Origin of the sequence: Sphingobium soli (assembly GCF_020782245.1) — a bacterium.
In the GTDB taxonomy this organism is placed as follows: domain Bacteria; phylum Pseudomonadota; class Alphaproteobacteria; order Sphingomonadales; family Sphingomonadaceae; genus Sphingobium; species Sphingobium soli.
The window spans coordinates 1-18,926 of record NZ_JAJGNP010000022.1; the positions used below are offsets into that span (position 1 = coordinate 1).

Sequence of the window (18,926 nt, forward strand, 5' to 3'; positions counted from 1 at the left end):
TCACCATCACCAAAACCGTGCCGTTCGACGTCCTCACTCATGCCAGATTCCCGTGAGTTCGACGGACACCCTCTCCGCCAGTCTCTCATTAGGTCAGGTGACGGAACGCGTCCCCCCTTATGTCGGGTTGCGGCGTTCTCAGCCGCTTCGCAATGGCTCAGAACCGCGCCCGTGGATCTTCAGGGAGACTGCGGGCGGCTCGGTCTCGACTGACGGGCTCTATGATTTCCCGCTGGCGCGGCCTGACCGGTTCGACGCTGGCGGAGCGACACTCATCACGACTGCGGGCCGCGGCGCGGCGCCATTCGGCAGATCGCGGCGATGGGGCACCGTCCCTTTCGCCGCCATCCCTCGCTAATCAGCCATCGAACCTCGGCGCCTTGTCGAAGTCTGCCTTGCCGAACGGCTTGTCGGTGAAGAGATAACCATAATAGAAATCGCGCAGTCGTTTGTGGAACGCCCGGATACGATCCTGATAGGCCAGTTGCGCCTGCATGTCGGTCTTCGCCAGCCGCGTCAGCACCGCCTGCACGCCTACCGAAGGCAGCAGCCAGCCGATGGTTCTGGCCGCCGCATCGCGTGTCTCTATGCCGCGGCGATAGGCGTCAACCTGCTGCGCGACGCTTTCGTCACCCACCTGGTGGAAAGCGAAATACCATTTATAATGGAAGGCGTCGGTGAGGGGCGGGCTGTCCTGCCATTCGGGATGGCCGGCGTAGAAGGCGCGCATCGTCGCGTCGCGCGGGATGTCCCAGGCGCGGTTCACCGCTTCGCGCTGGGCTAGCGTCAATTCCACCCCCTGACCCACCGGGACGGCCTGGTTGATCGCGACATGGGCAAGTGTCGGCAGGACCAGCGTCAGCACCAGCCACAGCCCCGCCAGCGTTGCCGCATTGGCGACCGATGACCAGCGCAGGCGGCCGATGAGCAGTGTCACGCCGATCCAGAAGGCGAGGTAGAACGCCGTCAGTCCCAATACCGCCAGCAGCAGGATGCCCGGCACATGCGACAGGATCGCCCCGATCGTCAGCGGCGTTCCCAGCGCCACGAACAGCAGACCGCCGCGTAGCGCAACCCGGCGCGCCCAAAGGTGCCGGCCGGACCCGGCGATCGCGTCCAGCATCCGCAGGCGGCCCGCTTCCCGCTCGCCCGACACCATATCGTGGAACAGGGCGATCACGAACAGCGGGGTCAGATAGACCAGCACGAAGGCAAAATCGAAACGGCCAGGCAGCGCCAGTTCGGGATTGAACGCTTCGCCATCATATAGCTGTGCCTCCAGCCCCAGCGCGCGGACCCGCAGAATATAGGGGGCGACGTCGCGCAGGCCGAGCGCGGCGAAGGCCAGCGGCGCAGGCGTATCCCATGTGGCATGGAAGCTGTAATAGGCGGCGTTGCCGGCATCCTTGGTCTTGTCCACCCATGCGGCGATGCTGGCGGTGTCCTGCGCCTGTTTGGGCTGGATACGGGCGATGACATCGCGCTGGCGGGCGATTTCGGCCATGCCCGCCGCCACGGCGGCGATCGACAGTAGGGTGACCAGCAACAATGTCAGCACCGCCATGCGCGATCGCAGCAGCAGGCGCAGTTCGTGGGCGATCAGGGTCATGGACGGGCTTTCTGAAGATGACGGACGACGGGCAGCAGCGCCAGCGCGGCGGCGATCAGCCAGGCGATCAGCAGGCCAAGGCCGGGCAGGCTGGCCTTCACCAGGTCGGCGGCGCTGGCGGGCTGGAACCGGAATTGCGGGATGGCATGCCAATGGTCGGCGGAAATGCGCTTGCGCTGGTCGGCGCCCGCGTCGCTCGCGGTGTCATTCTGGTAGCTGACCGCCTCCGCCTGGAGCCGGTTCAGGCGCTGCACCATGTCGTAGCGATAGGCTTCCGCCTGCGAGAGAAAGCGGCGATGACCGGCAAGGTCCGTGCCCGCAGCCGCCATCGAAACGCGTTTGAGGGCGATGGCGGGGCTGACGATACCGAAACCGTCGTACAGGCGGCTCTGGTCCGCCTGGATGGCGAAACTGCGGTTGGCATAGTCGTCGAACAGGCCCGATGTGAGCGCCTCGCCTTCGAGCGCAAGCAGCCCCTTGTAATTGACGGGCAGGTCTTCGACGCGAGTGACGCCGTAGCGGCGCAGTGTCCTTTCCTTGAACGCGGTGAAGAACGGATCGTCGGGATTGTGGCTGTCGCCCAGCCTGTGCAAATCCTGCGCAATGGCGATGTCGGTTTCAAGCCGCGTCGGCAGCGCATGCGCCTGCGCCGCGATGTCGGGCGCGACGCGCGGCGCCAGGATCACCAGCACCGCCCAAAGCGCCAGTAGCGCGAGCAAGGCGTCCCGCCCGCGCGGCGCGAGCGCGGAGACCAGAATGACGATGATCGTCCACAGGCACAGATAAGCGGCATAGCCAAGCGCGATGACCAGCATCGGCCCGGCCGAAGCGCCCGGCTGTCCGGCTATAGCCAGAAAGGTGATCATGGCCGGCAACCCGACCAGCGCGGCAATGCTGCCCAGCGCCAGCAGCTTGCCCGTGACAAGCGATCGGGCCGATACGCCCTGGACCAGCATCTGCCGCAAAGTCCCGCGCTCCCGTTCGCGCGCGATCGCGCCATAGCCAAGGAAGATGAGCAGCAGCGGCGCAATCACCTGCAATATGAAGGCGGGGGTCAACTGGCCAAAACGCACCAGCAATGAGGATTGGCGTATATCGCCGAAATTGGCGCTATTCTGTCGGTGGCCTTCCAGGAACATGGCGTTGCCCGTGAAGGCGTCGACGCCCGGATCGAAGGCGGCAAGCGGTCCGAGCGGACGAAAGATGAAATTGCCGAAATGCACCATCCGATGCGGATGCCTGTCGGGCTGCGCCTCGAACGCCTCGGCAGCCTGGGCCTGGAACCGGGCGCGGGTTTGGGAAATCGACTGCTGGTGCGACCAGCTGATGAGCGCGGCGGCCAGGGTCAGCAGGACAAGCAGCGCAAAGGCGATGACGGCGACGCGATTGCGCCGCATCAGCCGCAGCTCGTCTCGCGCAATCAGCGTGACCGGGCTCATGCGACGGCGACCTCGCGCGTGAATTTGCGATGCAGCGCGCGCACGTCGAACCGCTCGGGCGGCTGCGCGCAGGCTTCATCGACGATGCGGCCGGCATCCAGGAAGCCGATGCGATCGGCGATGTCGGCGGCCGACAAAAGGTCGTGCGTCACCATCAGCACCGCTGCGCCCCGGCGCGCGACATCGTGGACAAGGCGGTTGAAATCGGCAGTGGCGCGCGGATCGAGACCCGATGACGGCTCATCGAGCAGCAGCACCGGCACTTCGCGCAGCAGGGCGATCGCAATCGCGACCTTCTGCCGCATCCCTTTGGAAAAGCCCGACAGGCGCTTGTCCCATGCCTCGCGTTGCAGGCCGGTTGCCTCGAACGCCCCCTCAATGTCCTGCATGCCGGGCTGAAGTCCGGCCAGCGCCAGCAGATAGGCGGCATTTTCCCGGGCGTTCAGATGCTCGTACAGCGCGACATTTTCCGGGACATAGGCGATTTGCTCGCGCGCCCGATCCGGCTCCGCCGCCGGATCATGTCCGGCGACCAGCACCGTACCGCTATCGGGCCGCGTAAAGCCCAGCAATGTCGACATGGTGGTCGATTTGCCCGCGCCATTGCCGCCCAGCAGCGCATAAATCTCGCCTGGCTCGACATGCAGGGTCAGGCCGCGCAGCACAGGCTGACTGCCGTAGGATAGATGAACATCGGACAAAATAATGCGCTGGCCGGTTGCGGTCAGGGGCATGGGACAAGGCTCCTTGGCTGTTGGTCACGAGCATTTCGCGATGGCAGCCTCATGTCAATGGAATGGTATAACATTTTTATTGACGGGGGCGACCCGTCGGCCATAGGGGCAGCCGCGCACGATATCGGGCTGGTCCGATCAGGGGAAAATCATGTCGATCACAACAACGCCGCGAAAGCGGGCTGCGTCCTCATGCGCCTGGGGCCTGCGCCATCTGACCGTGGCGACGCCTCTCGCGGCCTTGCTTGCCGCCGCCTCCGCGCAGGCGCAGTCGGGCGATGCCCTGCACCATCTGCCGGACGGCCAAGGGGCCATCACGGTGACCGGTGTGCGCCAGGCCTATCGCGGCGATTTTCAGCTCCGCGAAATCCCGCAGGCCATCACTCAGATCGATGGCGAAACATTGCAGCAGAACAATATTGTGCGCCTGACCGATGCGCTCGACATGAATGCGTCGGTCGCCCGGCAAAATACATTGGGTGGCTTGTGGGACGCCTTTGCGGTCCGGGGCTTTGCCGGCGACGAAAATCTGCCCAGCGGTTATCTCGTCAATGGCTTCAACGCCGGACGCGGCTTTGCCGGCCAACGCGACGTGGCGGGGATCGACCGGATCGAGGTGCTGAAGGGCCCAGCGGCGGCCCTGATCGGGCGCGGCGAACCGGGCGGGACGATCAATATCGTGACCAAACAGGCGGAAATCGGGCGCAGCTTCGGCACCGGGTCGCTGCAATATGGCAGCTATGATCGGTTCCGCGCCGATGCCGACGCCAATCTGGCGCTGACCAGCGGCCTCACGGCGCGATTGATCGGCTATTATGAAAATGGCGACACGTTCCGCGATTATGTGTCGCAGAAACGCTGGGGCCTTCTGCCTTCGGTGGGCCTGACGCTGGGCGACCGGACGCGCCTGACCTATGATTTCGAATGGACGCGGGTGGAAGTGCCGTTTGATCGCGGCATTGTGGTCTTGAACGGCGATTTCGACACGGTCCCGCGCTCCCGCTTCCTGGGCGAGCCGGGCGATGGCGATACGGTGGCGCGCGCCACCGGCCACCAGCTCCGGCTCGATCATCAGTTCAGCGACGACTGGAGTCTGCAGGTCGGCGCCAGCCATCGCGACACGAAGCTGACCGGCTCCTCCTCCGACGCGGAGCAGGCGCGCGCGCGCCAGAAGCTGTATGTCGACGGTCATTCCCTGTCGCGTCAACGGCGCTCGCGCCGCTATGACGCGGAACATAGCGTTCTGCGTGCCGAACTTGCCGGTGCGTTCGACACGGCATCCCTGCGCCACCGCGTGCTGATCGGCGGCGATTTCGACCATTTCCGCTATGATAATTTCTTCACGCGATATCGTCCGCCAGCGGTCAGCACGAACCCGGACGATCAGGCCGGCTACGTCATCGACATCGATAATCCTGTCTATGGGCGATATCCGCTTCCCGCGACGGCGGTGTTGACCAACCGCCTCGATACGCAGCGCAGCTTCGGCTTTTATGTGCAGGATCAGATCGAACTGACGGACCGTCTTCAGATCCGCCTCGGCGGCCGATACGACAATCTGACGCTGAAGGTCGATAACCGCCTGCTCGCGCCCGCCATCCGGCACAACAGCCGCAGATATGAACGGTTCAGTCCGCAGGCCGGCATCGTCTACGATCTGAACGCCGCGATCAGCCTCTACGCCGCCTATGGCGAGGGGTATCGCGCCAATATCGGCGCGGATTTCCTCAACAATATCTTCGATCCCGAAACCAGCGAGTCCATTGAGGCCGGCGCCAAGCTGACGATGCTGGGCGGCGCACTGACGGGCACCCTGTCCGTTTATCAACTGTCCAAGAAGAATGTTCTGGCCAGCGACAACGACAATCCTGGCTTTTCCGTCGCCATCGGCAAGGCGCGAAGCCGGGGCGTTGAACTGGACCTCAATGGCCACCTGCCCGGCGATATCGATGTGCTGCTCAGCTACGCCTATACCGACGCCCAGGCGCGTTCGACGGTGAATGATCCCAATTTCGGGTTCCAGATCCTGCCGGGCGACCGGCTGATCAACATTCCCGACCATGTCCTCAACCTCCAGGCGGCCAAGCATTTCTCGCTCGCCGGGCGCGCCGCCCAGCTTGGCGCCGGCATGAACTATGTCGGCAAGCGGCTCGGCGAGACTGGCACCGACTTCAGCCTGCCGTCCCACACGCTATTCCGCCTGTTCGGCAGCGTTGACGTGTTGGAGAATGTCGAGCTGTTCGGAACGGTCAGCAATTTGTTCGACGCGACCTGGTATGCCAGCAGCTACAGTTCGGTCTGGGTGCAGCCGGGCACGCCGCGCACCGTAACCCTTGGCGTACGCGCCCGCTTCTGAACAGGAGGAGTCCGGAAATGGTCGAATGGATGAGGACATGCCTGGGCGCTGCGGTCCTGTGCCTGGCCGGCAGCGGCATGGCACAGCCGCTGTCCCGCGCGCCGATGCCAGATATGCCAATGTCAGCGTTGCCGCCGGCGCTGCCATGGTCGGGCGCCAGCGAAGCGCTGGTGGTCGATCAGGATGATCCCTGGATCACGCCGGCTGAACGGGCGGGCTTTGCCACTTCGCCCCGCTATGGTGAGGTTCAGGCCTGGCTGAAGCGACTGGACGCGGCCTCGCCGCTCATCAGCCTGGAAATATTCGGCCGCACCGGGGAAGGGCGCGACATGCTGCTCGTCCGCGCCAGTAAGGGCGGCGGGGCCAAGCCCGTGGTGCTCGTCCAGGCGGGCATCCATGCCGGCGAAATCGACGGCAAGGATGCGGGCCTGATGCTGCTGCGTGACATCGCGCTGCGGGGCAAGGACGGACTGCTGGACAAGGTCGATCTCGTGTTCGTGCCGGTCTATAATATCGACGGGCATGAGAAGGCGAGCCGCTGGAATTTTCCGGCGCTGCGCGGCCCTGTCGAAAAAGGCTATGTCGGCAACAGCCGGAACATCAATCTGAACCGCGATTATGCAAAGGCGGATGCTCCCGAAAGCCGCGCGATGATCGGCCTTTTGCGCCGGCTCGACCCCATCCTCTATGTCGATTGTCATGTGAGCGACGGCTTCGACATGCAATATGACATCACCTTCACCTATGCCGGCTGGGGCCGCTACGCCTATCACCGCTTCACCGCCGATTGGCTGCAACAGCGCTTCGGGCCGATCGTAACGGCCGCGCTGGAACAGGCGGGGCATGTCCCCACCCTTTATCCCAGTCCGATCGACACGCGTGATCCCACGAAAGGCATTCGCCAGGCGCCCGAAGGCCCGCGCTATTCGACCGGCTATGGCGATTTCATCGGTGTTCCGACGGTGCTGGTCGAAAACCATATGCTCAAGCCTTACCGCCAGCGAGTGCTGGGCACCTATATATTGCTGGAAGCCGCGCTCGGGCTGGCGGGGCAGGATGCTGGCGTCATCGCCAAAGCCAAGGCCAGCGACCTGGCGACGCGCCCGACCGAGATGCTGACGCGCTGGAGGCCTGCGCCTGCGCCGATCGGCTGGATCGACCAGTTCAAGGGGGTGGCCTTCGACACCTATGTCTCGCCCGCCAGCGGGCGCAGGGAACAGGTCTGGCTTGGCCGGCCAGCCAATTGGCGGATGCCGGTCATCGGGCAGGAACCGGTCGAAACGGTGCGTTTGCCCAAGGCATGGTGGATACCTGTGGAGCAAGCCGATGTGATCGATCGACTGACGCTCCACGGCATCCGGTATGACAGGCTGGATGCGCCCCTCACCTTGCCGCTGGATCGCGTGCGTCTGGTCAATCCGGAAATGATGCCGGCGCGGGACGCCCGCATCCCGCTGACCACGACATTGCAGCATGAGGATGTGACGGAGACGCTGCCTGCCGGTACGGTCAGGGTGCCTTTCGACCAACCGCTGGGGCTGCTCGCCGCAGCCTTGCTGGAGCCTGAAAGCCAGGACAGCTTTCTTGCCTGGGGCTTTTTCCCGGAAATATTGGCGGCTCCCCCCGGCGCGGAAGATTTCGTGCGGGCGCCGATCGCGGACGCTCTGCTGGCGGCCGATCCGCGCATGAAAAAGGCGTTCGAGGCGAAGCTGGCGGCTGATCCGGCGTTCGCTGCGGACGGCGACGCCCGGCTGGACTGGCTGATGCAGCAACGATTTGATCGCAGCCCCTACCATCATCTCTATCCGATCAGGCGGGAGCGGGACTGATCAGGCGCACGGCCGCCGGGGCGGGGCGGCCAGTCTATCCCTCCGCCGCCGCCGTCGACAGGCCAAGGCCCGGCAGGCCGATCGAGCGCTTGCCCGAAAAATCGGTGCGCGCGACGATAACGCCCAGCTTTTCCATATAGTCGATCAGCCTGCGCACGCGGCCGGGCGAACTGGTGCCATAGGCGCGGGCCAGCGCACCGTCGTCGGGACAGGGATGGCCGTCGATCGCCGCGCGCGCGATCAGCAGGAAGGGGGCCAGCATATCCTCGGGCACCGGCTCGGCCGCGCGGATGGCGTCCTGCCAGCGCGGGTCGTCGCCGTCCGCCATCCCCGCCTGCGCCATCGCGAACCGCTTGCGAAAGGCCGGCAGGTCGAGCGGCGATTTTTTAAGGCCCTTCATCCGGCAGCGGACGCCAAAATCCTGATACAGGCTCGCGACGCTGGGCGTGGCATCGCCCAGGTCCGCAACGATCTCTTCCAGCACCGCGATCACGACCGGCTCATTTTCGCCAAAGTCCAGCTCGGGCGCTGCGGGCTTGGCCTGCGGCGTGTCGGCCAATGCGCGCATAATCTCTTCGGCCGGGCGCGGGGGCGGATCGGCGCGCGGCGGGGGCGGGGGCAGGGCGTCCGCTTCGGCCTTGGCGAACAGCAATTCCTGGAAATCCCCGGTCGCGGCGACCGGCGGCGGCATCAGCTTGTGCGCGCCGCCGCGCGACCCGGTCCTCACCGCGCCGATCTTCACATTGACGGGTCGCCGCGCGATCGCGGGGCCAAGGCCCAGGAACCGGCCGCGCTCCAGGTCGCGGATCTGCTCCGCCTGGCGCCGCTCCATCCCAAGCAGGTCGGCCGCGCGCGCCATGTCGATGTCCAGGAACGTGCGTCCCATCAGGAAGTTGGAGGCTTCCGCCGCGACATTCTTGGCGAGTTTGGCCAGCCGCTGCGTGGCGATGACGCCGGCCAGGCCGCGCTTGCGCCCCCGGCACATGAGGTTGGTCATCGCGGCGAGCGACAGACGGCGCGCCTCGTCCGACACGTCGCCCGCGGCGACCGGCGCGAACATCTGCGCTTCGTCCACCACGACCAGCGCGGGATACCAATGGTCGCGCGGCGCATCGAACAGGGTCGACAGGAAGGTGGCGGCGCATTTCATCTGCGCTTCCAGCTCCAGCGAATCGAGGCTCAGCACGACCGACGCGCGATGTTCGCGGATGCGGCTTGCCATGGTGACGATCTCGCGCTCATTATAGTCGCCCGCGTCGATCACGACATGGCCATATTCGTCCGCCAGCGTGACGAAATCGCCCTCCGGATCGATCACCACCTGCTGCACCATGGCGGCGCTTTCCTCCAGCAGCCGGCGCAAAAGATGCGATTTGCCCGATCCCGAATTGCCCTGGACGAGCAGACGGGTGGCGAGCAATTCCTCCACGTCGACCAGCACGTCCTTGCCGTGATGATCGGTTCCTATGCTGATGCTGGCGGTCACGGCAGCGTCTTTGGCCCAAGCGGGCGGCCAAGTGCAAGGGGTGAGCGCAAAGGGGGCGGACGCTCTGTCCCCTGTCCATCAGGCTTCTTCGCCTTTAGGACCGGTTGGAAAAGGAGCGATGACGTGCGCCGATTTGCGATGACGATGGCCCTGATCTTGGTGCTTGCCGTGGCCGGCTGCGGCGACGATCGCAGGGCTGAACGGCTCGCCGCCGCCGGCCCCAATCCGTCACTCGACGCGCTTTTGAACGTGGCCGACGCCGATGCGGGCGCGCGGAAATTCGCCGTGTGCGCGGGCTGTCACAAGGCGACGAAAGGCTCCCCGGACATGGGCGGCCCCAATCTCTACGGCGTCTATGGCCGCCCGATGGCGCAGCAAAGCGCGCGCTACAGCTATACCGCCGCGCTCCTCGACGCGCGGGGCCGTTGGGACGCGCGAACGCTCGACGCCTGGATGGCCCACCCGCAACGGGTCGTGCCGGGGACCAAGATGATCTATCCCGGCGTCTCCGACCCGCTCGACCGTGCCGACATCATCGCCTTTTTGAAGCGGCAGGCCGATTGATCGGCAAAGGTATGGAAAGCCCCTATCCGCCTTGACGATTCCCATGCCGCAGTGCAGCATATCCTCCATGGAGAGCCATGCACAGCAAGCCGCCCCTGCGATCACGCAGAATCCCGACATCCGCTATCTCGGGCGGCTGCTGGGTGATGTCATTCGCGCCTATGGCGGGGAAAAACTCTACCAGCAGACCGAATATATCCGCTCGGCATCGGTCGATCGCGCGCGCGGTGTGCAGGGCGCGGACCTCACGGACACGGGGCTCGACGCGCTCAACCTTGACGACACGCTGAATTTCACGCGCGGCTTCATGCTGTTCTCGATGCTTGCCAACCTGGCCGAGGATCGCCAGGGCGTGGCGGCCGAACCGGGCGCCGATGTCGCCTCTGCGCTCAAGCGTCTCGAATCGCAGGGGGTGGGGCGTGATGCGGTGCTCGACCTGCTGGCGCACAGCCTGATCGTGCCCGTGCTGACCGCCCACCCGACCGAGGTGCGGCGCAAGAGCATGATCGACCACAAGAACCGCATTGCCGACCTCATGCATCTGAAGGATGCGGGGCGAACCGAGACGGCGGACGGCGAAAATCTCGACGAAGCGATTTTTCGCCAGATCGCGCTCCTGTGGCAGACGCGGCCGCTGCGCCGGGAAAAGCTGTTCGTCGCCGATGAAATTGAAAATGTCCTCGCCTATTTCCGCGACAGTTTCCTGCCGGTGCTGCCGGCGCTCTATGCCCGCTGGGAACGGGTGCTGGGCGCGCGGCCGCAAAGTTTCCTGCGCGTGGGCAGCTGGATCGGCGGCGATCGCGACGGCAATCCCTTCGTCCAGGCGCCACAGCTGCAATATGCGCTGAAACGCGGCGCGGCGGCGGCGATCGCTTATTATCTGGACGGCGTCCATGCGCTGGGCGCGGAATTGTCGCTCTCGACTGAACTGGCCCATGTGCCGCAGGCGGTGCTTGATCTGGCGCAAGCCAGCGGTGACGACGCGCTCAGCCGCAAGGATGAACCCTATCGCCGGGCGCTGAGCGGCATCTATGCGCGCCTGGCCGCGACCTGCGTGTCGCTGACCGGGGATCAGCCGGCGCGGCCATCAGCGCTGAAGGGCGAACCCTATGCCAGCCCGGCCGACCTGCGCCATGATCTGGTCGTCGTCGCGCAGGGACTGGCGAGCGAAGGCAATGGCGCGCTGGCGAGCGGGGGTGCGCTCGGCCGCCTGATCCGCGCGGTCGAAACCTTCGGCTTTCACCTCGCCACACTCGACATGCGCCAGAACAGCGCCGTGCATGAACGCGTCGTCGCCGAACTGCTCAAGGTCGCGGGCGTGGAGCCGGATTATCTCGCGCTCGACGAATATGCGCGCATCGCCCTGCTGCGCCGTGAACTGGCCAATAACCGCCCGCTCGGATCGCGCTTTTCCGCCTATTCCGACGAAACCGCGTCGGAACTGGCGATCGTCCATGCCGCCGCCGAGGCGCACCGCCTCTATGGGCGGCAATGCATCACCCATTATATCATTTCCATGGCGCAGAGCGTGTCCGACCTGCTGGAGGTCAACATCCTGCTCAAGGAGGCGGGGCTGTGGCGCGTGGGCGACAATGGCGATCCGCCGCACGCCGCGATCATGGCGATCCCGCTGTTTGAAACCATTGGCGATCTGGAGGCCGCGCCCAAGATCATGTCCGCCTATTTCGGCTTGCCCGAAATTGCCGGCGTGGTGAAGGCGCGGGGCCATCAGGAAGTGATGATCGGCTATTCCGACAGCAACAAGGATGGTGGTTACATCACCTCGACCTGGGGCCTCTACAAGGCGAGCAAGGCATTGGAGCCGGTCTTTGCGGAGGCTGGCGCGGCGATGCAATTGTTCCATGGCCGGGGCGGGGCGGTCGGCCGTGGCGGCGGTTCGGCCTTCGCCGCGATCCAGGCCCAGCCCAAGGGCAGCGTGCAGGGGCGCATCCGCATTACCGAACAGGGCGAAGTCATCGCCGCCAAATTCGGCACGCGCGACGTTGCCATGACCAATCTGGAAGCGACGACCAGTGCGACCCTGCTCGCCAGCCTTGAGCCGGAGGGCATTTCGCAGCGGGACGCCGCGCGCTTTGCCGGGGCGATGGATGAACTCTCGAAGAACGCCTTCGCCGCCTATCGCGACCTGGTCTACGGCACCGAAGGATTCCGCGATTTCTTCCGCCAGTTGACGCCGATTCAGGAAATTGCGGGCCTCAAGATCGGCTCGCGCCCGGCCAGCCGCAAGAAAAGCAGCCGGATCGAGGACCTGCGCGCCATCCCCTGGGTGTTCAGCTGGGCGCAGGCGCGCGTGATGCTGCCGGGCTGGTATGGCGTGGGCCAGGCGCTCGCCGGGTTCGAGGACAAGGCGCTGCTGGCGGACATGGCGCAGCATTGGGCGTTCCTCAAATCCGCGCTCGCGAATATGGAGATGGTGCTCGCCAAATCGGACCTTGGCATCGCCGCGCGCTATCTGCCGCTGGTGGAGGATCAGGCGCTGGCCGACGACATATTCGGCCGCATCCGCGAAGGCTGGCAGGCGGCGCATGACGGCCTATTGCAAGCGACCGGGCAGAGCCGGCTGCTGGAAAGCAACCCGGCGCTCGAAACCTCGATCCGCCTGCGCCTGCCCTATATCGAACCGCTCAACCTGTTGCAGGTCGAACTGTTGAAACGCCATCGCGCGGGGGAGGAAGACCCGCGTATCAAGGAAGGCATTGAATTGTCGATCAACGCGATCGCCACGGCCCTGCGCAATAGCGGCTGACGGGCGCGCGGCGGTAGTGCGAATCGTGGCCGGGGCGAGGCGTTAGCGCCCCTGGTCCGCGATGATGTCGACGCTGGTGCGCCCGCCCGGCGCGTCGGTGAACAGGATGAAATAGGCTGCGCCATCGGATGCGCGGGTGCCGCCCAGCACATGATCGCCGCCCATGATCTTGTGCTCGCCATCATAGCCGGCGCGGCGGGCGAGCGTATAATAATAGTCCATCACTCCCTGGCGTGGCACTGCCGTCACGAAGCTGGCGGCGCGGAGCGTGCAGCCATCGGCCTGCGCGCCGGCGGCTTCCATCAGCTGCGCGCCGGGATAGAGGGGAAAGCCCTCGGGCAGGCGCTGGGCCCATTCCATGCCATATTTCAGTTTCTTGGCGCAGTTCGCATTGCCGCCCTTCGCCGCGGCCTGTTCGCGCGCCACCGCCCCCAGCGTCACCGTGGACGCCATCGCCTCGCCCGTGGTCGGGGCAGGAGCCGACAGCAATTTGCCGCCCGCCTGTCGTACGGCCTGCGCCTGCGCCTTGGCCGCGTCCCCGCTCATCACCGGCACCGCGCCCGTGGCGGGTTTGTCTGCGGGACGCACGGCGTCGCGATTGGCCTGCCCCACCAGTTGCGGATCGACCAGGATAGGATCATTGAGCGCCCCCTTCATCGCCGGGTCCGCCGCATTATTGGTCAGCTGTGCGTCGAGGGCGGCAAGGTCGCCATCCCCGTCCTTCTTGTTGCAGGCGGCCAGCGCCAGCAGCAGCGACGCGGCGCATACGGATCGAAACAGGGCCATTCTTCACTCCTTTGTAAATGAGCGATGAAGAGGGAAGGTTAAACATTCGTTAGGACTTTTGGTGAATCTGCCGATTTTTTGCCGAAAGGCCAGTTTCGATTGACTGGCACCGGTCACCTGTCTTGCTCTGGCACAGGTTCGGGGGCATGGATTGGCTATGCTCAACCTCCTGTCAGGCTTTATCGGCCTTGTCACCCTCATCCTCATGATCCCGGCGGTATTGCCGCTTTTGGGGGCGCTCAACTGGATATTGGTGCCGATCGCGCTGTTCGGCGCTTTCATCGGCCTGATGTCGTCGAAGAAAAGCGGCCAGTATTTCTGCCTTATCGTCGCCGCCTTCGGCGCGCTGCGCCTGTTTCTGGGCGGAGGCATTTTCTGACGCAGACGCAGGCCGAAACCCGGCGCGGCCTGCTGGCCGCGACCGCTGCCTATGGGCTGTGGGGGCTTTTGCCGCTGTTCTTTCGCCTGTTGCATCATATCGACGCCATAGAGATCGTGACGCAGCGCATCCTGTGGTCGCTGCTGCTGATCCTGCCGATCCTGGCCTGGCGCGGCACGCTGCCGGTATTTCGCTCTACCTTTGGCAATCCGCGATTGGTGGTGGCGCTGGCCGGATCGGCGCTGATGATCGCGATCAACTGGCTGACCTATGTCTGGGCGGTGAACGACAATCATGTCGTTGCTGCCAGCCTGGGCTATTTCCTCAATCCCCTGGTGAATGTCCTGCTGGGCGTCCTCGTGCTCAAGGAACGGTTGCGCCGGTTCCAGTTGCTGGCCATCGGTCTTGCCGCCATTGGCGTCGCCATCCTCGCCGCATCGGCGCTCACCACCCTCTGGATCAGCCTGACCCTGGCCTTCAGCTTCGCCTTCTATGGCCTGCTGCGCAAGCTGACGCCGGTCGCGCCGATGACGGGCCTGGGCGTCGAAACGGCGCTGCTCGCGCCGCTCGCCATCGCCTATCTGATCTGGGAAGCGGGCCATGGCGGCATCGGCTTCGGGCAGGACCTCCCCACCAGCGCCCTGCTGATCCTGTCGGGCGGCGTCACCACCGTGCCGCTGGTGCTGTTCGCCACCGCGGCCCAGCGCCTGCCGATGGCGACGCTGGGGCTGATGCAGTATATCGCCCCAACGCTGCAATTTCTGTGCGGCGTCCTGCTGCTGGGGGAGGTGCTGAGCATCGGCCAGATGCTGAGCTTCGCCCTCATCTGGATCGGCCTCATCCTCTTCGCCGGCGACAGCATCGCCACCGCCCGGCGCAACCGGACGGCGGCTGCCGCCTGACCCGGCTCAATTATATTCGGTCGCCTCGAACCGCACCGGCTCGCCGATCGCATCGTTGGCCAGCGCGTCTTCCCACATTACGCGGTTGCCGCGAATGATGGTGCCGACCGCCTTGCCGGTCAGCCGATCGCCGTCGAAGGGCGACCAGTCGCAGCGCGACGCCAGCCAGTCCCTGTCCACGGTCCATTGTTTCTTGAGATCGACCACAGTGAAATCCGCGTCATAGCCGACCGCGATCCGCCCCTTGCCCACCAGCCCGAACACGCGCTGCGGTCCCGACGACGTCAGCTCGATGAAGCGGCGCAGCGTCAGCCGCCCTTGTGCCACATGGTTGAGCAGCAGCGGGATAAGCGTCTGCACCCCCGGCATGCCGCTGGGGCTGGCGGGATAGGGCTTGGCCTTCTCCTCGATCGTATGCGGCGCATGGTCGCTGCCCAGCACGTCGGGCACGCCCTGGTTGAGCCAGAACCACAGGCCGTCGCGATGCGCGGCGCTGCGGATCGGCGGGTTCATCTGCGCATAGGTGCCCAGGCGCGGATAGGCGTCCTCGGCCGCCATCGTCAGATGCTGCGGCGTCACCTCGCAGGTGGCGATATCCTTGTTCTGGCCGATATATTCCAGTTCTGCGGGCGTGGTGACGTGCAGGATGTGGATACGGCGTCGCGCCTTGCGGGCCAGCGCGATGATCCGCCTGGTTGCAATCATCGCGCTTTCATCATCGCGCCAGACCGGGTGCGACGACGGGTCGCCTTCTACCCGCAAATCCTTGCGCGCATTCATCCGCGCCTCGTCCTCGGCATGGATGGCGACGCGGCGCGTGCCGCTCGCCAGCACGCGCGACAGGGCGTCGTCGTCATCGACCAGCAGGCTGCCGGTCGACGCACCCATGAAGATCTTGACCCCCGACGTGCCGGGAATGCGCTCCAGTTCCTTCAGCTTCTCGGCATTATCGGCGGTCGCGCCCACATAGAAGGCATGGTCGCACCACATGCGGTGATGCGCGCGCTTCAGCTTGTCATGCACCCGCTCGGCCGTGTCGGTATTGGGATTGGTGTTGGGCATCTCGAACAGCGCGGTGATGCCCCCCATCACCGCGGCGCGGCTGCCTGATTCCAGATCCTCCTTATGCTCCAGCCCCGGTTCGCGGAAATGAACCTGGCTGTCGATGCAGCCGGGCAGTACGTCCAGGCCCGTGCAATCGATCACTTCGCCCGCGTCGCCCAGCGACGTGCCGATCGCGGCGACCTTCCCGCCGCGCACGCCCACATCGACCTGCTCCGCGCCGCCGGGCGTATGGACCGTGCCGTTCTTCAGGATCATGTCGAAATTCTGGGTCATGGCAAATTCCTGTCTGCTCTGGCCGCGCGAACGGCTTGGCTTCGTCCTGTTGCCGTCCTACCTAAAGCCGATGACCGGCACCACCCTCACTGACCGCGCGCTCCTTAGAATTTCCGGGGAGGAGGCGCGCGCCTTTCTTCAGGGCCTGTTGACCCGCGATGTGCTGACATTGCAGCCGGGCCATCCGCGCTGGACCGGCCTGCTGACGCCGCAGGGGAAGGCGCTGTTCGACTTCATCCTGTGGGAAGATGGCGGCGACGTGCTGATCGACTGCGAGGCTTCGCAGGCCGACATGCTTGCAAAGCGCCTCACCCTCTATCGTCTGCGCCGCAAAGTGACGATCGCGCGCGAAGAGGCGCTGGCGGTGCACTGGTCCCCTGACGCGGCCGACCAGCCGCATGATCCGCGCCTTCCCGCGCTCGGCCATCGCTGGCTTGCGCCGGCGGGCAATGGTGTGGGGGAGGGCGATGCCGCCGCCGCCTTCCGCGCCCATCGTCTCTCGCTCGGCGTGTTCGAAGGGGTGGAGGAGCTGGGGCAGGACCAGGTCCTCTGGCTGGAAACCAATGCGCAGGAACTGGGCGGGGTCGATTATGACAAGGGCTGCTATGTCGGGCAGGAAAATACCGCGCGCATGCATTATCGCAACAAGGTGAGCCGCCGGCTGGTCGCCGTCCCGCTCAGCGAGGCGGATGACAAGCGCCAGCGCGCCGCCCTGCCCGATCTTGGCCTGTCGATCGAACTGCGCCGCGTGGAGGGGCTGGACCCGGCGCTGCTGCCCGATTGGCTCGCCGCGGCGATCGCGGGGGAAGCTGCGGTATGATCCGCGCGCTGCTGGCGGTCCTCGCCGCCTGTCTCCTCGGTGCGCCCGCCCAGGCGCAAACGCCCTGGACCCTGGTCAAAACCTACCCGCACGATCCGTCCGCCTTTACCGAGGGGCTCTTCTATCACGACGGCGCGCTTTACGAGAGTACCGGGCTGGAGGGCCGCTCCGACATTCGCAAGGTGGCGCTCAAAAGCGGCAAGGTGCTGCAACGCCGCGTCGTCGATCCGCCCTATTTCGGTGAAGGCATCGTCAACTGGAAGGATCGGATCGTCAGCCTGACCTGGCGGCACCGGCGTGGTTTCGTCTGGTCGCTGGCCGACTTCGCGCCGCAGGGCGAATTCCGCTATGAAGGGGAGGGGTGGGCGCTGACCCAGGATGGCCGGCACATCATCATGAGCGACGGCACGGCGCAGCTGCGCTTCCTTGATCCCGACAGCCTGACGGAACAAAGGCGCATCACCGTGACCTGGAACGGCCGCCCGGTGCAGCGCCTCAATGAACTGGAATATGTGCGCGGCGAAATCTGGGCCAATATCTGGTATGATACGCGCATCGCCCGCATCGACCCGGCATCGGGCGCGGTGATCGACTGGATCGATCTTGCGCCCTTGCGCGCGAAGGCGGGCGTCACCGACAATGAAGCCGTGACCAATGGCATCGCCTATGATGCGGCGCGGGACCGGATTTTCGTCACCGGAAAATATTGGCCCAAGCTGTTTGAGATTCGCGTGGAAACCCGGCCGCGCGGTTGACTTGGATGTACCGAATCGCTAATGGCGACCCTCCCCAACACGCTGGCGAGCGGCAGTGCTTTTCGCACTGGCCGTCTTTTTTGCGTCTGGGGGGATAGGAAATCGGCCATTCTTCCTTGCCAGGGAAGCATGGCCCGGACGCTTTGAGATAGGGTTGCGCAAGCGCCCTGTGGAGCAGGAGAATAGTTTACCATGGCACGTATTGCGGGTGTTAACATCCCGACCAACAAGCGCGTGATCATCGCGCTCACCTACATTCACGGCATCGGCCGCCACACCGCCGTGTCGATCGCCGACAAGCTGGGCATCGACCATAGCCGCCGCGTTCAGGACCTGTCGGACGCCGAAGTCCTCCAGATCCGTGAAGCCATCGACGCCGATCACACGGTTGAAGGCGACCTGCGTCGCGAAACCGCGATGAATATCAAGCGCCTGATGGATCTCGCCTGCTATCGCGGCCTGCGTCATCGCAAGGGCCTGCCGGTTCGCGGCCAGCGCACGCACACCAATGCGCGCACCCGCAAGGGCAAGGCTAAGCCGATCGCTGGTAAGAAGAAGTAAGAAACAGTCCGGGGGACTGTTTCCTCTTCTTCTCCGCCGGAGGCAGCTCTCCCACGGGATGACGCCTCCAGCCTCACAAGTTTCAGTAGGATAGAGCAAAATGGCACGCGAACCTCAGCGCATTAAGCGCCGCGAACGCAAGAATATCTCGGCCGGCGTCGCGCACGTCAACGCCAGCTTCAACAACACCATGGTCACCATCACCGATGCCCAGGGCAATGCGATCAGCTGGTCCTCGGCCGGCATGATGGGCTTCAAGGGCAGCCGCAAGTCGACCCCTTATGCCGCGCAGGTCTGCGCCGAAGACGCCGGCCGCAAGGCGGCCGAACATGGCGTCCGCACCCTCGAGGTCGAAGTCAAGGGTCCGGGGTCGGGCCGTGAATCGGCTCTGCGCGCCCTCCAGGCCGTGGGCTTCCACATCACTTCGATCCGTGACGTCACGCCGATCCCGCACAATGGCGTGCGTCCGTCCAAGCGTCGCCGCGTCTAACCGCAGCGTTGCATGACATGCGGGCGGCGGACGCGTCGCCCGTTTTCCCGTTTGCATCGCCGGAACGTTCCTGTCGGGTCAGGATCATACAGCGTTTCGGCCCATCCCCAG

At 65.2% G+C, this 18,926-nt stretch carries 16 protein-coding genes; 10 read left to right on the forward strand and 6 right to left on the reverse strand.

Annotated elements, in window-relative coordinates; all coding sequences use genetic code 11:
- Window positions 1-358: 358 nt before the first annotated feature.
- Genes LL253_RS17825 through LL253_RS17835 form a run of 3 tightly spaced genes read right to left on the reverse strand, consistent with a single transcriptional unit; the run spans window position 359 to window position 3,782 of the window.
- Entirely contained in the window at window positions 359-1,609 is a 1,251-nt protein-coding gene (locus tag LL253_RS17825; RefSeq protein ID WP_228221662.1) for a DUF3526 domain-containing protein, read from the reverse strand.
- Window positions 1,606-3,048, reverse strand: coding sequence for an ABC transporter permease (locus LL253_RS17830; protein ID WP_228228035.1), 1,443 nt, complete (start codon window positions 3,046-3,048; stop codon window positions 1,606-1,608). The genes LL253_RS17825 and LL253_RS17830 overlap by 4 nt, the downstream gene beginning before the upstream one ends.
- Window positions 3,045-3,782, reverse strand: a complete 738-nt coding sequence (locus LL253_RS17835) for an ABC transporter ATP-binding protein (RefSeq protein ID WP_228228036.1) — start codon at window positions 3,780-3,782, stop codon at window positions 3,045-3,047. Before LL253_RS17835 ends, LL253_RS17830 begins: the two co-directional genes overlap by 4 nt.
- Window positions 3,783-3,933: 151 nt before the next feature.
- On the opposite strand from LL253_RS17835, the gene LL253_RS17840 reads away from it, so the two are divergent.
- Window positions 3,934-6,138 (forward strand): TonB-dependent siderophore receptor, encoded by a 2,205-nt coding sequence (locus LL253_RS17840; RefSeq protein ID WP_228228037.1) that lies wholly within the window; start codon window positions 3,934-3,936, stop codon window positions 6,136-6,138.
- A gap of 17 nt (window positions 6,139-6,155) precedes the next feature.
- Entirely contained in the window at window positions 6,156-7,967 is a 1,812-nt protein-coding gene (locus tag LL253_RS17845; RefSeq protein WP_228228038.1) for a M14 family metallopeptidase, read from the forward strand.
- A 34-nt stretch (window positions 7,968-8,001) separates the two neighbouring features.
- Here the strand turns inward: LL253_RS17845 and LL253_RS17850 are convergent, their stop codons facing one another.
- Window positions 8,002-9,453 (reverse strand): ATP-binding protein, encoded by a 1,452-nt coding sequence (locus LL253_RS17850; RefSeq protein WP_009820554.1) that lies wholly within the window; start codon window positions 9,451-9,453, stop codon window positions 8,002-8,004.
- Window positions 9,454-9,576: 123 nt separating this feature from the next.
- On the opposite strand from LL253_RS17850, the gene LL253_RS17855 reads away from it, so the two are divergent.
- Complete coding sequence (locus LL253_RS17855) at window positions 9,577-10,017, forward strand: c-type cytochrome (protein ID WP_050762987.1); 441 nt, start codon at window positions 9,577-9,579, stop codon at window positions 10,015-10,017.
- Between the two features lie 67 nt (window positions 10,018-10,084).
- Window positions 10,085-12,784 carry a phosphoenolpyruvate carboxylase gene (ppc, locus tag LL253_RS17860; protein WP_228228039.1) on the forward strand — a complete coding sequence of 900 codons (2,700 nt, stop codon included), beginning with the start codon at window positions 10,085-10,087 and terminating at the stop codon, window positions 12,782-12,784.
- Between the two features lie 42 nt (window positions 12,785-12,826).
- On the opposite strand, the gene LL253_RS17865 is transcribed toward ppc, so the two are convergent.
- A complete protein-coding gene (locus tag LL253_RS17865) occupies window positions 12,827-13,570 on the reverse strand; it encodes a hypothetical protein (RefSeq protein ID WP_228228040.1) in 744 nt (247 codons plus the stop codon).
- A 157-nt stretch (window positions 13,571-13,727) separates the two neighbouring features.
- On the opposite strand from LL253_RS17865, the gene LL253_RS17870 reads away from it, so the two are divergent.
- Both LL253_RS17870 and rarD read left to right on the forward strand, forming a co-directional pair.
- A complete protein-coding gene (locus LL253_RS17870) occupies window positions 13,728-13,949 on the forward strand; it encodes a hypothetical protein (RefSeq protein WP_009820558.1) in 222 nt (73 codons plus the stop codon).
- A 32-nt stretch (window positions 13,950-13,981) separates the two neighbouring features.
- Entirely contained in the window at window positions 13,982-14,851 is an 870-nt protein-coding gene (rarD, locus tag LL253_RS17875) for an EamA family transporter RarD (protein WP_323133425.1), read from the forward strand.
- 6 nt (window positions 14,852-14,857) lie between these two features.
- Here rarD and LL253_RS17880 read toward each other — a convergent pair whose 3' ends face one another.
- Complete coding sequence (locus LL253_RS17880) at window positions 14,858-16,189, reverse strand: dihydroorotase (protein ID WP_228228041.1); 1,332 nt, start codon at window positions 16,187-16,189, stop codon at window positions 14,858-14,860.
- 70 nt (window positions 16,190-16,259) lie between these two features.
- Between LL253_RS17880 and ygfZ the strand changes: the two genes are divergently transcribed.
- From ygfZ to rpsK, 4 genes are all read left to right on the forward strand, one after another.
- A complete protein-coding gene (gene ygfZ / locus LL253_RS17885; protein WP_228228062.1) occupies window positions 16,260-17,009 on the forward strand; it encodes a CAF17-like 4Fe-4S cluster assembly/insertion protein YgfZ in 750 nt (249 codons plus the stop codon).
- Window positions 17,006-17,764: a glutaminyl-peptide cyclotransferase gene (locus tag LL253_RS17890; RefSeq protein ID WP_228228042.1), complete on the forward strand. Its 759-nt coding sequence runs from the start codon at window positions 17,006-17,008 to the stop codon at window positions 17,762-17,764. The genes ygfZ and LL253_RS17890 overlap by 4 nt, the downstream gene beginning before the upstream one ends.
- 192 nt (window positions 17,765-17,956) lie before the next feature.
- A complete protein-coding gene (gene rpsM / locus LL253_RS17895) occupies window positions 17,957-18,325 on the forward strand; it encodes a 30S ribosomal protein S13 (RefSeq protein ID WP_009820563.1) in 369 nt (122 codons plus the stop codon).
- A 100-nt stretch (window positions 18,326-18,425) separates the two neighbouring features.
- Window positions 18,426-18,815, forward strand: a complete 390-nt coding sequence (gene rpsK, locus LL253_RS17900) for a 30S ribosomal protein S11 (RefSeq protein ID WP_004208752.1) — start codon at window positions 18,426-18,428, stop codon at window positions 18,813-18,815.
- The last annotated feature ends 111 nt before the right edge of the window (window positions 18,816-18,926 follow it).